The organism is Pseudomonas fluorescens, from assembly GCF_001708445.1.
Lineage (GTDB): Bacteria > Pseudomonadota > Gammaproteobacteria > Pseudomonadales > Pseudomonadaceae > Aquipseudomonas > Aquipseudomonas gorinensis.
On the sequence record NZ_CP015637.1, the window covers coordinates 1,744,026 to 1,759,124 of the forward strand.

Here is a 15,099-nt window from a genome sequence, read left to right on the forward strand (position 1 = left end):
AAATCGGTTTGTCGGTGCTGAACGCACGGGTTCAGCACCGGCGTTATGCTTAGTGCCCGCTGATGCGTCTACCCCAGGCAATGGCCGTGGCGGTCAACTGTTGTTCATCCATGCGGGTCAATTGCCGGTCGTCGAGCAACTGCTTGCCGGCGACCCAAAGGTGTTTCACGCAATCGCGTCCGGTGGCATATATAAGTTGTGAGACCGGATCGTAGATCGGTTGTTGCGCCAACCCTGAAAGATCGAAGGCCACGATATCCGCTGCCTTGCCGACTTCCAGCGAACCTATCTCGCTCTCCAGGCCCAGGGCCCGGGCGCCGTTGAGGGTCGCCATGCGCAGGGCGCGATGGGCGTCCAGCGCGGTGGCCGAGCCGGCAACGGCCTTGGCCAGCATTGCAGCCGTGCGGGTTTCGCCCAACAGGTCCAGGTCATTGTTGCTGGCGGCGCCATCGGTGCCGATGGCCACGTTGACGCCAGCCTGCCACAGACGCTCCACCGGGCAGAAGCCGCTGGCCAGTTTCAGGTTCGATTCCGGGCAATGGATCACGCTGGTGTTGCTTTCTACCAGCAAAGCCAGGTCATCCTCGCTGATTTGGGTCATGTGAACGGCCTGGAAGCGCGGGCCCAGCAGGCCGAGGCGGCCTAGGCGTGCCAGCGGGCGTTCGCCGGTCTGCTCCACCGCCTGTTGCACCTCATGCGCGGTTTCGTGCACATGCATATGGATTGCGGCGTCCAGCTCCTCGGCGATCACCCGGATCTTTTCCAGGTTGGCATCGCTCACGGTGTAGGGGGCGTGGGGGCCGAAGGTGATCCTGATGCGTGGGTGATGCTTGAGGTCGCCGAACAGCTCGATGCCCTGGCGCAGAGCTTCATCGGCGGTGCTGGCGCCGGGAATCGGGAAGTCGAGGATCGGAACCGCGATCTGTGCGCGCATGCCGCTGTTGTGCACGCACTCGCTGGCGACCTTGGGGTAGAAGTACATGTCCGAGAAACACGTAATGCCGCCCTTGAGCTGTTCGGCGATGGCCAGGTCGGTGCCGTCGCGCACGAAGGCTTCGTCGACCCACTTGGCTTCGGCGGGCCAGATGTGTTTTTCCAGCCAGGTCATCAGTGGCAAGTCGTCGGCCAGGCCGCGAAACAGGCTCATCGCCGCATGCCCGTGGGCGTTGACCAGGCCCGGGCTGAGCAGCATGCCCGGCAGCTCGCGGACTTCACGGGCCGAAAGCTTCAAGGCCGTCGCCCGTGGCCCGATAAAGGCAATGCGCCCATCGCGGATGCCCAGGGCATGCTCCTTGAGCACCACGCCGGCAGGTTCGACAGGTACCAGCCAGGTCGGCAGTAGCAATAAGTCGAGCGGGGCGGCAGTGGGGGTCATCGAAGGCTTCTTCCTGGGCAGCTATAAAAGAAGCGCGAAGTATACCCGAGCGTCCTGGCTGGCGGATCGCTATAATCGGCGGCTTTTGTTCATGAGAGCGGGGTGAGGGATGCGCGATCGACTGTTGGCCGCGGAGAAAGTGAAGGCCATCGATTGGCGTGATGGCGCACTGCACCTGCTCGATCAGCGTGTGTTGCCCTCGCGGGAAAGCTGGGTGAGCTGCTCCACGGTGGAGGAGGTGGCTGCGGCCATTCGCGCCATGGTGGTGCGCGGCGCCTCGGCCATCGGCATCAGCGCCGCCTATGGCCTGGTGCTCGCCGCCCGCGAACGCATCGCAGAAGGCGGCGACTGGCAGGCCGCGTGGGAAGAAGACTACGCACTACTGGCCGCGACTCGCTCGACCGCCTCGAACCTGTTCTGGGCCCTCAAGCGCATGCGCGACCGCCTGGACCGCGTCAAAAAGCACGCCGACCCGCTGGCGATGCTGGAAGCCGAGGCTATTGCAATCCATGAAAGCGATCGTGAAGCCAACCTTGTCATGGCCCAACTGGGCGTCGAACGGATTCGCAAGCACCAAGGCAATGCCCAGGCGATCCTGACCCATGGCAACGCCGGCGCGTTGGCCACGGGAGGCTTCGGCACGGCCCTCGGCGTGATTCGCGCGGCCTTCCTGGAGGGGTTGGTCGAACAGGTCTACGCCAACGAAACCCGGCCCTGGTTGCAAGGCTCGCGCCTGACCGCCTGGGAATTGGCGGGCGATGGTGTTCCGGTGATGGTCAATGCGGATTCGGCGGGCGCGCATATTCTCAAGACCAAGGGCGTCACCTGGGTCGTTGTCGGCGCCGACTGTATCGCGGCCAATGGCGATGTGATCGGCAAGATCGGTACCTATCAACTGGCGGTGTGCGCCATGCACCACGGCGTACGGTTTATGGTGGTGGCGCCGAGCTCGACCCTCGACCTGATGATGGCGACCGGCGATGACGTGGCGCTGGAAGAGCGTGATGCCGATGAATTGCTGGAAGTCGCGGGCCAGCGCTTCGCCGCCGATGTGAGTGCCTATAACCCGGTGTTTGACGTGACCCCGGCCGACCTGATCGATGTGATCGTGACCGAAAAAGGCATCGTCGAGCGTCCTGACACGGTCAAGCTGGCCAAGTTGATGTGTCGTAAACGCCTGCATTGATGGCTGCGGTGTTTGTGAAAATGGCTATCGGGGGCAAGCCCCTCCCACACTTGAATGGTGAACACAGTCAAAATGTGGGAGGGGGGCTTGCCCCCGATTGGCCCTGAAAGTCAATAAAACCCTCCGATCCGCCCTCAAAAAAAAGCACCACCCCATCTCTGAGCCCCTCTCGTCCTCTTCAAGCCTGTCATCCGTCAAATTACTAGTCTCCATGCGCATCAGGGGGATAGGTGCGTGGCGGCGATTGTGATAACATCCGGCGGTTTCCAGGGTCGCCCCGAGGGGGGATCCTTAACGCGCAGATCCGTGTCATAACTCGTTGATTTGTCGTAAGTCGTTGTCAGGCACCATGCCGGCAGCGACGAGCTTCGTTCGTCCCATATGGATGTGACGAGGTTTCACCCGAAAAAGGAATCAGGCTTCTCATGGGCGAACTGGCCAAAGAAATCCTCCCGGTCAATATCGAAGACGAGCTGAAACAGTCCTACCTCGACTACGCGATGAGCGTAATTGTCGGTCGGGCACTGCCTGATGCGCGCGATGGCTTGAAGCCCGTGCACCGGCGTGTGCTGTTCGCGATGAGCGAGCTGGGTAACGACTGGAACAAGCCGTACAAGAAATCTGCCCGTGTTGTCGGTGACGTGATCGGTAAGTATCACCCTCACGGCGACACCGCGGTGTACGACACCATCGTTCGGATGGCCCAGCCGTTTTCCCTGCGCTACCTGCTGGTAGACGGCCAGGGCAACTTCGGTTCGGTCGACGGCGACAACGCCGCGGCCATGCGATACACCGAAGTGCGCATGACCAAGCTGGCGCACGAGCTGCTGGCCGACCTGCATAAAGAAACCGTGGACTGGGTGCCGAACTACGACGGCACCGAAATGATCCCGGCGGTCATGCCGACCCGTATTCCCAACCTGCTGGTCAACGGCTCCAGCGGTATAGCCGTGGGCATGGCCACCAACATCCCGCCGCACAACCTCGGTGAAGTCATCGACGGTTGCCTGGCCCTCATCGACAACCCTGAGCTGACCGTCGATGAGCTGATGCAATACATTCCCGGTCCGGACTTCCCGACCGCCGCGATCATCAACGGTCGCGCCGGCATCATCGAAGCCTACCGCACCGGTCGCGGCCGCATTTACATGCGTGCCCGCTCGATCATCGAAGACATCGACAAGGTCGGTGGCCGCCAGCAGATCGTTATCACTGAGCTGCCTTACCAACTGAACAAGGCGCGCCTGATCGAGAAGATCGCCGAGCTGGTCAAAGAGAAAAAACTCGAAGGCATCACCGAGCTGCGCGACGAGTCCGACAAAGACGGTATGCGCGTGGTGATCGAGCTGCGTCGCGGCGAAGTGCCCGAGGTGATCCTCAACAACCTCTATGCCCAGACCCAGCTGCAAAGCGTGTTTGGTATCAACGTGGTTGCACTGATCGACGGCCGCCCACGCATCCTGAACCTCAAGGACCTGCTGGAAGCCTTCGTGCGTCACCGCCGCGAAGTGGTCACCCGCCGTACCGTGTTCGAACTGCGCAAGGCTCGCGAACGCGGCCACATCCTGGAAGGCCAGGCGGTTGCGCTGTCGAACATCGACCCGGTGATCGCCCTGATCAAGGCTTCGCCGACGCCGTCGGAAGCTAAAGAAGCGCTGATCAAGATGCCGTGGGAATCCAGCGCCGTAGTGGCCATGGTTGAACGCGCGGGTGCCGACTCTTGCCGTCCAGAGACCCTGGACCCGCAATACGGTCTGCGTGACGGCAAGTACTTCCTGTCGCCGGAACAGGCCCAGGCCATCCTTGAGCTGCGCTTGCACCGCCTGACTGGCCTGGAGCACGAGAAGCTGCTGGCCGAGTACCAGGAGATCCTCAACCAGATCGGCGAGCTGATCCGTATCCTCAACAGCGCCGTGCGCCTGATGGAAGTGATCCGCGAAGAACTGGAAGTGATCCGTGCCGAATACGGCGATGTGCGCCGCACCGAAATCCTCGATGCGCGCCTCGACCTGACCCTGGGTGACATGATCCCGGAAGAAGAGCGCGTCGTGACCATCTCCCACGGCGGCTATGCCAAGACCCAGCCATTGGCTGCGTACCAGGCCCAGCGTCGTGGCGGTAAAGGTAAGTCGGCTACCGGCGTGAAGGATGAGGACTACATCGCTCACCTGCTGGTCGCCAACAGCCACACCACGCTGCTGCTGTTCTCCAGCAAGGGCAAGGTGTACTGGCTGAAAACCTACGAAATCCCGGAAGCCTCCCGTGCTGCCCGTGGTCGTCCGTTGGTCAACCTGCTGCCGCTGGACAGTGATGAATACATCACCACCATGTTGCCGGTCGAGGAATACACCGAAGGTCATTTCATCTTCATGGCCACCGCCAAAGGCACCGTGAAGAAGACCCCGCTGGAATCCTTCAGCCGTCAACGCAGCGTGGGCCTGATCGCCCTGGAGCTGGACGAAGGCGACGTATTGATCAGCGCGGCCATCACCGATGGCGAGCGTGAAGTCATGCTGTTCTCCGACGGTGGCAAGGTGACGCGCTTCAAGGAATCCGACGTTCGCGCCATGGGCCGTACCGCCCGCGGTGTGCGTGGTATGCGCCTGCCGGAAGGGCAGAAGCTGATTTCGATGTTGATCCCGGAAGAAGGCAGCCAGATCCTCACCGCTTCCGAGCGTGGTTATGGCAAGCGTACGGCCATCAGCGAGTTCCCGGAGTACAAGCGTGGCGGCCAGGGCGTGATCGCCATGGTCAGCAACGATCGCAACGGCCGTCTGGTCGGCGCGGTCCAGGTGCTCGATGGCGAGGAAATCATGCTGATTTCCGACCAGGGCACCCTGGTGCGTACCCGCGTAGCTGAAGTCTCGAGCCTGGGCCGTAACACCCAGGGCGTGACGCTGATCAAGCTGGCCAAGGACGAAAAACTGGTCGGCCTGGAGCGTGTCCAGGAGCCGTCGGAAGTCGAAGGTGAAGAGCTGGAAGGTGAAGAGTTCGAAGGCGAGGTGATCGCAAGCGGCGATGACAACGTCGACGAGCCAACCCTCGAGGCTGCCGCAGACGAAGAAGAACCGCAGGAATAAGCGGACATACAGGGGGCGGATGAAGATTCGCCCCCTTGTTGTTTGTCCCCTTTGAAATAACAACGCCGCCCCCTGTAGGAGCGAGCCTGCTCGCGAAAATCGTCAACGATAACGCGGGCTGCCTGATACGCCCTTGCGCTCTCGGGTTTTTCGCGAGCAAGCTCACGCCTACAGTGTTTGATTTCAGTCCCACCAGATCAGAGAGATTGGATGTGAGCAAGAGAGCCTATAACTTCTGTGCCGGTCCCGCGGCGCTTCCTGAAGCAGTCCTGCAGCGTGCGCAGGGTGAACTCCTCGACTGGCATGGAAAAGGCCTCTCCGTGATGGAAATGAGCCATCGCAGTGATGAGTTCGTGTCCATTGCCACCAAGGCCGAGCAGGACCTGCGCGACTTGCTGGACATCCCTTCCGACTACAAAGTGCTGTTCCTGCAAGGCGGCGCGAGCCAGCAGTTCGCCCAGTTGCCGCTGAACCTGCTGCCGGAAGACGGCACTGCCGACTATATCGACACCGGTATCTGGTCGCAGAAAGCCATTGAAGAGGCTTCGCGCTACGGCCATGTCAACGTTGCCGGCACCGCCAAGCCCTACGACTACTTCGCGATTCCAGGTCAGAACGAATGGAAGTTGTCGAAGGACGCGGCCTACGTGCACTACGTGCAAAACGAAACCATCGGTGGCCTGGAGTTTGACTGGGTGCCTGAAGTGGGGGATGTCCCGCTGGTGTGCGACATGTCTTCGGACATTCTTTCGCGCCCTATCGATGTGTCCAAGTACGGCATGATCTACGCCGGCGCGCAGAAGAACATCGGCCCGAGCGGCATCCTGGTCAACATCATCCGTGAAGACCTGCTGGGGCGTGCCCGCTCGGTGTGCCCGACCATGCTCAACTACAAGGTCGCGGCTGATAACGGCTCGATGTACAACACCCCGCCGGCGTTCGCCTGGTACCTGTCGGGCCTGGTGTTCGAGTGGCTGAAAGAGCAGGGCGGCGTGGCTGCCATGGGCAAGCTCAACGAAGAGAAGAAGCGCGTCCTGTACAACTTCATCGACGCCAGCGGCCTGTACAGCAACCCGATCAACCTGACCGACCGCTCGTGGATGAACGTGCCGTTCCGCCTGGCCGATGACCGCCTGGACAAGCCGTTCCTGGCCGGTGCCGATGCGCGTGGCCTGTTGAACCTCAAGGGCCATCGCTCAGTGGGCGGCATGCGCGCCTCCATCTACAACGCTGTCGACATCAACGCGATCAACGCGCTGGTGGCCTACATGGCAGAGTTCGAAAAGGAACACGGCTAATGTCTGAGCAAGAACTCAAGGCCCTGCGCGTGCGCATTGACAGCCTGGACGAGAAAGTCCTGGAGCTGATCAGTGAGCGCGCGCGGTGCGCCCAGGAAGTGGCACGGGTGAAGATGGCGTCCCTGGCTGAAGGCGAAGTGCCGGTGTTCTACCGGCCTGAGCGCGAGGCCCAGGTACTCAAGCGCGTGATGGAGCGTAACAAGGGGCCGCTGGGCAACGAAGAGATGGCGCGGCTGTTCCGCGAAATCATGTCGTCGTGCCTGGCCCTGGAGCAGCCGCTGAAGGTGGCGTACCTCGGTCCCGAGGGCACGTTCACCCAGGCCGCCGCCATGAAGCACTTCGGTCACGCGGTGATCAGCAAGCCGATGGCCGCCATCGACGAAGTGTTCCGCGAAGTGGCCGCCGGCGCGGTGAACTTTGGCGTGGTGCCGGTGGAAAACTCCACCGAAGGCGCGGTCAACCACACGCTGGACAGCTTCCTCGAGCACGACATGGTGATCTGCGGCGAAGTCGAGCTGCGCATCCACCACCACCTGCTGGTGGGCGAAAACACCAAGACCGACAGCATCAGCCGTATCTATTCCCACGCCCAGTCCCTGGCCCAGTGCCGCAAGTGGCTGGACGCCCATTACCCGAATGTCGAGCGCGTGGCGGTGTCCAGCAACGCCGAAGCGGCCAAGCGGGTCAAGGGCGAGTGGAATTCGGCGGCGATTGCCGGTGATATGGCCGCTGGCCTGTACGGCTTGACGCGCCTGGCCGAGAAAATTGAAGACCGTCCGGACAACTCCACGCGCTTCCTGATGATCGGCAGCCAGGAAGTACCGCCGACCGGCGACGACAAGACGTCGATCATCGTCTCCATGAGCAACAAGCCCGGCGCGCTGCATGAGCTGCTGGTGCCGTTCCACGACAACGGGATTGACCTGACGCGCATCGAGACCCGTCCTTCGCGCAGCGGTAAATGGACGTATGTGTTCTTTATCGACTTCATCGGCCACCACCGTGATCCGCTGGTCAAAGGCGTGCTGGAGAAGATCAGTCAGGAAGCCGTGGCACTCAAGGTGCTGGGCTCTTACCCGAAAGCGGTTTTGTGAGGCTTTAACATGAGTGGCAACTTCCTCGCCCTGGCGCAGCCGGGCGTGCAACAACTGTCGCCTTACGTTCCGGGCAAGCCTGTGGACGAGTTGGCGCGTGAGTTGAACCTGGACCCGGCGAAGATCGTCAAGCTGGCGAGTAACGAGAACCCACTGGGTCCGAGCCCCAAGGTATTGGCGGCGATTCGTGAAGAACTGGCCGAACTGACCCGTTATCCGGATGGCAATGGGTTTGCCCTCAAGTCCTTGCTGGCGCAAAAGTGCCGGGTCGAGCTGAACCAGGTCACCCTGGGCAATGGTTCCAACGACATCCTTGAGCTGGTGGGGCGTGCCTATCTGGCACCTGGCTTGAACGCGGTGTTCAGCGAACACGCATTTGCGGTCTATCCGATCGTCACTCAGGCCGTCGGTGCCGAGGCGCGCGTGATTCCTGCCAAGGATTGGGGTCACGACCTGCCGGCGATGCTGGCAGCCATCGATGCCCAGACTCGCGTGGTTTTTATCGCCAACCCGAACAACCCGACCGGTACCTGGTTCGACGCGCAGGCGTTGAATGACTTCCTGCAAGACGTGCCTGAGCACGTGCTGGTTGTTCTGGACGAAGCCTATATCGAGTACGCCGAGGGCAGTGACCTGCCGGATGGCCTGGATTTCCTGGCGGCCTACCCGAACCTGCTGGTGTCGCGCACCTTCTCCAAGGCTTACGGCCTGGCGTCTCTTCGGGTCGGCTACGGCCTGTCGACGGCGGTCGTCGCTGATGTGCTGAACCGCGTGCGCCAACCTTTCAACGTCAACAGCCTCGCCCTGGCGGCGGCCTGTGCGGCGGTACAGGATACCGAGTACCTGGAAGAAGGGCGCCGCACCAATGAATGCGGCATGCTGCAATTGCAGGAAGGCTTCCGTGAGTTGGGCCTGGGCTGGATTCCGTCCAAGGGCAACTTCATCTGCGTCGACCTCGGCCAGGTGGCCGCGCCAATCTTCCAGGGCCTGCTGCGCGAAGGCGTGATCGTTCGCCCGGTGGCCAACTACGGCATGCCGAATCACCTGCGTATCACCATTGGCTTGCCGGCTGAAAACAGTCGCTTCCTGGAGGCGCTGGCCAAGGTTCTGGCTCGTGGTTGATGTCACTGCATTGCAACCTGTTGTGCCTATGATCGGTCGCCTGGTGGTGGTCGGCCTGGGTTTGATCGGTGGCTCCTTCGCCAAGGGCCTGCGTGAAAGTGGATTGTGTGGCGAAGTGGTGGGTGTGGACCTCGACCCGCAATCGCGCAAGCTGGCGGTAGAACTGGGCGTCGTGGATCGCTGCGAGGCGGACCTGGCGCTCGCGTGCCAGGGCGCGGACGTGATCCAGCTCGCCGTGCCGATCCTGGCCATGGAAAAACTGCTGGCGCTGTTGGCCGGCATGGACCTGGGCCAGGCGATCCTGACGGACGTCGGCAGTGCCAAGGGCAATGTGGTGCGTGCAGCGCAACAGGCCTTTGGCGGCATGCCGTCGCGTTTTGTACCGGGCCATCCGATTGCCGGTTCCGAGCAGAGCGGGGTGGAAGCCTCCAATGCGCAGCTGTTCCGCCGCCATAAAGTGATCCTGACGCCGCTGGAGCAAACCGACCCGGCCGCGCTGGCCGTGGTGGATCGTCTCTGGCGTGAGTTGGGGGCGGATGTGGAGCATATGCAGGTCGAGCGCCACGACGAAGTGCTGGCGGCGACCAGTCACCTGCCTCATCTGCTGGCGTTTGGCTTGGTGGATTCGCTGGCCAAGCGCAACGAGAACCTGGAAATTTTCCGCTACGCCGCGGGTGGCTTCCGCGATTTTACGCGGATTGCCGGCAGCGACCCGGTGATGTGGCACGACATCTTTCTCGCCAATCGTGAAGCGGTGTTGCGCACCTTGGACACCTTTCGCAGTGACCTCGACGCCTTGCGCGACGCGGTGGATGCCGGGGATGGCCATCAATTATTGGGCGTGTTCACCCGTGCGCGGGTGGCACGTGAACATTTCAGCAAGATCCTGGCGCGCCGGGCCTATATGGAAACCGCAGTGAACGCCGATGACCTGACTTTCATCGCCAACCCGGGTGGCCGCTTGAGCGGGCGCATCCGGGTGCCGGGTGACAAGTCGATCTCCCATCGTTCGATCATGCTCGGTTCGTTGGCCGAGGGCGTGACGGAAGTCGAGGGGTTCCTTGAGGGCGAGGATGCCTTGGCGACTTTGCAGGCGTTTCGCGACATGGGCGTGGTGATTGAAGGGCCGCACCATGGGCGCGTGACTATCCATGGTGTGGGGCTGCATGGCTTGAAGCCGGCGCCAGGGCCGATCTATCTCGGCAATTCCGGCACTTCGATGCGACTGCTGTCCGGCTTGCTGGCGGCGCAGCGCTTCGACAGCGTCCTGACCGGCGATGCTTCGCTGTCCAAGCGCCCGATGAACCGCGTGGCCAAGCCGTTGCGGGACATGGGCGCGGTGATCGAGACCGGACCGGAAGGGCGTCCGCCGTTGACCATTCGCGGCGGGCAGACGCTGAAAGGCCTGGCCTATGCGATGCCGATGGCGAGTGCGCAGGTCAAATCCTGCCTGTTGCTTGCCGGGCTGTATGCCGAAGGTAAAACGTCGGTGACCGAGCCAGCGCCGACCCGTGACCATACCGAACGGATGTTGCGCGGCTTTGGTTATCCGGTGGTGGTGGAGGGCGCGACGGCGTCGGTGGAATCAGGCCATGGACTGACCGCTGCCCACATCGAGGTGCCGGGGGATATTTCGTCTTCGGCGTTTTTCCTGGTGGCGGCGTCGATTGCCGAGGGTTCCGAGTTGTTGCTGGAGCATGTGGGCATCAATCCGACGCGTACCGGTGTGATCGATATCCTGCGGCTGATGGGCGCAGATATCAGCCTCGAAAATCAGCGGGAAGTGGGCGGTGAGCCGGTGGCTGACCTGCGGGTTCGTGCTGCTGTACTCAAGGGTATCGAGATTCCCGAGGCGCTGGTGCCCTTGGCGATCGACGAGTTTCCCGTGCTGTTTGTCGCCGCGGCTTGCGCCACTGGGCGAACCGTCTTGCGCGGTGCCGAGGAGCTGCGGGTCAAGGAGTCTGACCGCATCCAGGTCATGGCCGATGGTCTGCTGGCGCTGGGCGTGAAGTGTGAACCCACCCCTGATGGGATTATCATTGAGGGTGGCCCGATGGGGGGTGGTGAAGTCCATGCCCACGGCGATCATCGGATTGCCATGGCGTTCAGCGTGGCGTCCCTGCGGGCGACGGCGCCGATTCGTATCCGTGACTGCGCCAATGTAGCTACATCTTTTCCGAACTTTCTTACACTGTGTGCCCAAGTCGGCATCCGTGTTGCCCAAGAGGCTCAATTGTGAATATCAAAGCACCGGTGATTACCATCGACGGGCCAAGCGGCTCGGGCAAAGGCACGATCGCCGGCATCCTGGCCAAGCGCCTCGGCTGGTGCCTGCTGGACTCCGGCGCGCTGTACCGCCTGCTGGCATTTGCCGCACGCAACCATGGCGTCGACCTGACCAACGAAGAATCCCTGAAACTGCTGGCGGCGCATCTCGATGTGCAGTTCGTCGGCGCGACGGAAGGTCATCCGCAGCGCATCATCCTGGAAGGCGATGATGTGACCGACGACCTGCGTAATGAACAAGTCGGTTCCTGGGCTTCCCAGGTCGCCGCGCTGCCGGCCGTACGCGATGCACTGCTGCAGCGCCAGCGGGCATTCCAGGAGCCACCGGGCCTGGTGGCAGACGGTCGCGACATGGGGACCGTGGTGTTTCCTGAGGCACCGCTGAAGATTTTCCTGACCGCCAGTGCCGAGGAACGTGCTCGCCGCCGCTACTTGCAGTTGAAGGGCAAAGTCGATGGTGTTAGTCTGTCGAGTCTGCTAGATGAGATCCGTGCACGCGATGAGCGTGATACCCAGCGCGCAGTAGCCCCGCTCAAACCGGCGGCTGATGCCATACAGCTGGATTCCACGGAGTTGTCCATCGAGCAGGTGCTGGAACGCATCTTGAGTGAAATCGCCATTCGCGATATCGCCGGGTGATCAAGAAGGCCGCAGGGGACCAGTCATAGTCCTGCGGTGGCTTCTTTTAACTGAAACTGACCCACACCGTCTGGGGTGTGGAGATGGGCGTATTCTTCGCCCTTATCAACAGGAATTAAAATGAGCGAAAGCTTTGCGGAACTCTTTGAAGAAAGCCTAAAAACCCTGAACCTTCAGGCAGGCTCCATCATCACCGGTGTTATCGTTGATATCGATTACCAAGCTCGCTGGGTAACCGTTCACGCTGGTCTGAAGTCTGAAGCTCTGATCCCGCTGGAACAGTTCTACAACGATGCTGGTGATCTGACAATCAATGTCGGTGACGAAGTTCACGTTGCTCTGGACTCGGTTGAAGACGGTTTCGGTGAAACCAAGCTGTCCCGTGAAAAAGCCAAGCGCGCTGAATGCTGGATTGTTCTCGAAGCAGCCTTCGCAGCTGAAGAAGTGGTCAAGGGCGTTATCAACGGTAAGGTTAAAGGCGGCTTCACAGTCGACGTTAACGGCATCCGTGCGTTCCTGCCAGGTTCTTTGGTCGACGTTCGTCCAGTGCGCGACACCACGCACCTGGAAGGCAAAGAACTCGAATTCAAAGTCATCAAGCTCGACCAGAAGCGCAACAACGTTGTCGTTTCCCGTCGCAGCGTGCTGGAAGCAGAGAACTCCGCCGAGCGTGAAGCTCTGCTGGAATCCCTGCAGGAAGGCCAACAAGTCAAAGGTATCGTCAAAAACCTCACCGACTACGGCGCATTCGTCGACCTCGGCGGCGTGGATGGCCTGCTGCACATTACCGACATGGCTTGGAAGCGTATCAAGCATCCTTCCGAAATCGTCAACGTTGGCGACGAGATCGATGTCAAGGTTCTGAAATACGATCGCGAGCGCAACCGTGTTTCCCTGGGCCTGAAGCAACTGGGTGAAGACCCATGGGTTGCTATCAAAGCCCGTTACCCAGAAAGCACTCGCGTCACCGCGCGTGTAACCAACCTGACCGACTACGGCTGCTTCGCAGAGCTGGAAGAAGGCGTGGAAGGCCTGGTACACGTTTCCGAAATGGACTGGACCAACAAGAACATCCACCCTTCGAAAGTCGTACAAGTCGGCGACGAAGTGGAAGTTATGGTTCTGGACATCGACGAAGAGCGTCGTCGTATCTCCCTGGGCATCAAGCAGTGCAAATCTAACCCATGGGAAGATTTCTCTGGCCAGTTCAACAAGGGCGATAAAATCTCCGGCACCATCAAGTCGATCACCGATTTCGGTATCTTCATTGGTCTGGACGGCGGCATCGACGGCCTGGTTCACCTGTCCGACATCTCCTGGAACGAAGTGGGCGAAGAAGCTGTTCGTCGCTTCAAGAAGGGCGACGAGCTGGACACCGTTATCCTGTCGGTTGACCCAGAGCGCGAGCGCATCTCCCTGGGTATCAAGCAGCTGGAAAGCGATCCGTTCTCCGAGTACGTTCAAGAGAACGACAAAGGCGCAATCGTTAAAGGCATCGTGAAAGAAGTTGACGCTAAAGGCGCCATCATCACTCTCGCCAACGATATCGAAGCGACTCTGAAAGCCTCCGAAATCAGCCGTGACCGCGTTGAAGACGCGCGCAACGTTCTGAAAGAAGGCCAGGAAGTAGAAGCCAAGATCATCAGCGTTGATCGTAAGAGCCGCGTGATCCAGCTCTCCATCAAGTCGAAAGACGAAGTGGAAGAGAAAGAAGCTATCCAGAGCCTGAAAGCTGCTCCGGAAGCTGAAAAAGGCGAGACCACCATGGCCTCCCTGCTGCGCGAAGCAATGGCTAAGCAGAACTAAGTTCTGTAACGCTATAAAAAGGGGCGACTTCGGTCGCCCCTTTTTTTGCCTGAAATTTGTTGAATCAACCATCTAGAACCAAGACGTGTTGGCGGCGGTCTGAAGTGACTATAGTCTTCAGAAGCGATCCCCGTGTTGCTGACTCAATAAGGATTTGGATGAACAGGCTTATCGTCATATGTGCAGTGGTAATGCTTGCAGGCTGCTCCGCCACCAGCGCCAAGACCCACGCCAAGCGCGGTGCCAGTGGTATCGAGGTCGACTGCTCGGGCCTTGGCAACAACTGGGATAAGTGCGAGAAGCGCGCCGCCCGTGAGTGCAAGATGCAGGGCTACAAGGTGATCACCCGGTCCAGTGACGCCAAGGATGAGGGGGGTGACTATCTGTTCGGCTGGAACCCGGCAGGGGCGGTGACTCGGACGATGTTGGTGATCTGCAATTGAGGGCGCAATGGGTGTCTTGCGGCTGTTTATCCATCCTGGAGATAAGTTGATACATGGGCTGTTCAAATTCATCAAGTCATGCTAAAACCTTCGAAGCGCTTTTCCTAGCTGCTTGAAAAAGAAGGGAAAAATATGACGAAGTCGGAGTTGATCGAACGAATTGTCACCCATCAAGGGCTGCTCTCATCCAAGGATGTGGAGCTGGCTATCAAGACTATGCTTGAACAGATGTCGCAGTGCCTAGCTACCGGCGATCGGATTGAGATCCGTGGGTTTGGGAGTTTTTCGCTGCATTATCGTGCGCCTCGTGTAGGTCGTAACCCGAAAACCGGCCAGTCCGTCAGCCTGGATGGGAAGTTTGTGCCTCATTTCAAGCCGGGGAAGGAATTGCGGGATCGGGTGAACGAAGACGAGGAAGAAGGCGTCTGATTGGTTTTGGAGTAGGGGAAGGTTATGCGTGGGGTCAAGCGCGTTTTATTGGTGTTGGTGATGCTTCTCGCTGGTTTGGCGGTGCTGACATTCGTGCTGGAGAATCAGCAAGGCACTACGTTGTCATTCCTGGGCTGGAGCAGCGCGCAACTGCCGGTGGCGGTATTTGTTGCGCTGGCATTGATTGTCGGTATGTTGATAAGCCCTGTCCTTGGGGGGCTGGTCAGGCGCAAGGTGCGTCGCAAGCAAGTGGTATAACGCGGGGCCCGCTCTTTTGCGTTACGGTCAATGTAGCCGGCGGTCGCATTTAGAGTCAGGCTCGCCTCGATCTTGTGACGAGC

General features: G+C 60.4%; 12 protein-coding genes. 11 read left to right on the top strand and 1 reads right to left on the bottom strand.

Features of this window, described 5'->3' with window-relative positions:
• Window positions 1-49: 49 nt before the first annotated feature.
• Window positions 50-1,375, bottom strand: a complete 1,326-nt coding sequence (locus A7317_RS07870; RefSeq protein ID WP_069075513.1) for a TRZ/ATZ family hydrolase — start codon at window positions 1,373-1,375, stop codon at window positions 50-52.
• A gap of 109 nt (window positions 1,376-1,484) precedes the next feature.
• On the opposite strand from A7317_RS07870, the gene mtnA reads away from it, so the two are divergent.
• From mtnA to A7317_RS07925, 11 genes are all read left to right on the top strand, one after another.
• Window positions 1,485-2,561: an S-methyl-5-thioribose-1-phosphate isomerase gene (mtnA, locus tag A7317_RS07875; RefSeq protein WP_024074151.1), complete on the top strand. Its 1,077-nt coding sequence runs from the start codon at window positions 1,485-1,487 to the stop codon at window positions 2,559-2,561.
• Window positions 2,562-2,986: 425 nt separating this feature from the next.
• Window positions 2,987-5,641, top strand: a complete 2,655-nt coding sequence (gyrA, locus tag A7317_RS07880) for a DNA gyrase subunit A (protein WP_069075514.1) — start codon at window positions 2,987-2,989, stop codon at window positions 5,639-5,641.
• 212 nt (window positions 5,642-5,853) lie between these two features.
• Window positions 5,854-6,939: a 3-phosphoserine/phosphohydroxythreonine transaminase gene (serC, locus tag A7317_RS07885; protein ID WP_024074153.1), complete on the top strand. Its 1,086-nt coding sequence runs from the start codon at window positions 5,854-5,856 to the stop codon at window positions 6,937-6,939.
• Window positions 6,939-8,033, top strand: a complete 1,095-nt coding sequence (gene pheA, locus A7317_RS07890) for a prephenate dehydratase (RefSeq protein WP_003172650.1) — start codon at window positions 6,939-6,941, stop codon at window positions 8,031-8,033. The genes serC and pheA overlap by 1 nt, the downstream gene beginning before the upstream one ends.
• Window positions 8,034-8,042: 9 nt before the next feature.
• A complete protein-coding gene (gene hisC, locus A7317_RS07895; RefSeq protein WP_069075515.1) occupies window positions 8,043-9,155 on the top strand; it encodes a histidinol-phosphate transaminase in 1,113 nt (370 codons plus the stop codon).
• Between the two features lie 28 nt (window positions 9,156-9,183).
• Window positions 9,184-11,394 (top strand): bifunctional prephenate dehydrogenase/3-phosphoshikimate 1-carboxyvinyltransferase, encoded by a 2,211-nt coding sequence (locus tag A7317_RS07900; protein WP_041160869.1) that lies wholly within the window; start codon window positions 9,184-9,186, stop codon window positions 11,392-11,394.
• A complete protein-coding gene (gene cmk / locus A7317_RS07905; RefSeq protein WP_003172653.1) occupies window positions 11,391-12,080 on the top strand; it encodes a (d)CMP kinase in 690 nt (229 codons plus the stop codon). The genes A7317_RS07900 and cmk overlap by 4 nt, the downstream gene beginning before the upstream one ends.
• Window positions 12,081-12,200: 120 nt before the next feature.
• A complete protein-coding gene (gene rpsA, locus A7317_RS07910; RefSeq protein WP_024074156.1) occupies window positions 12,201-13,886 on the top strand; it encodes a 30S ribosomal protein S1 in 1,686 nt (561 codons plus the stop codon).
• A gap of 158 nt (window positions 13,887-14,044) precedes the next feature.
• Window positions 14,045-14,329: a hypothetical protein gene (locus A7317_RS07915; RefSeq protein ID WP_024074157.1), complete on the top strand. Its 285-nt coding sequence runs from the start codon at window positions 14,045-14,047 to the stop codon at window positions 14,327-14,329.
• Between the two features lie 132 nt (window positions 14,330-14,461).
• A complete protein-coding gene (gene ihfB / locus A7317_RS07920) occupies window positions 14,462-14,758 on the top strand; it encodes an integration host factor subunit beta (protein ID WP_003218804.1) in 297 nt (98 codons plus the stop codon).
• 24 nt (window positions 14,759-14,782) lie between these two features.
• Window positions 14,783-15,016, top strand: a complete 234-nt coding sequence (locus A7317_RS07925; protein WP_069075516.1) for a lipopolysaccharide assembly protein LapA domain-containing protein — start codon at window positions 14,783-14,785, stop codon at window positions 15,014-15,016.
• Window positions 15,017-15,099 lie beyond the last annotated feature (83 nt).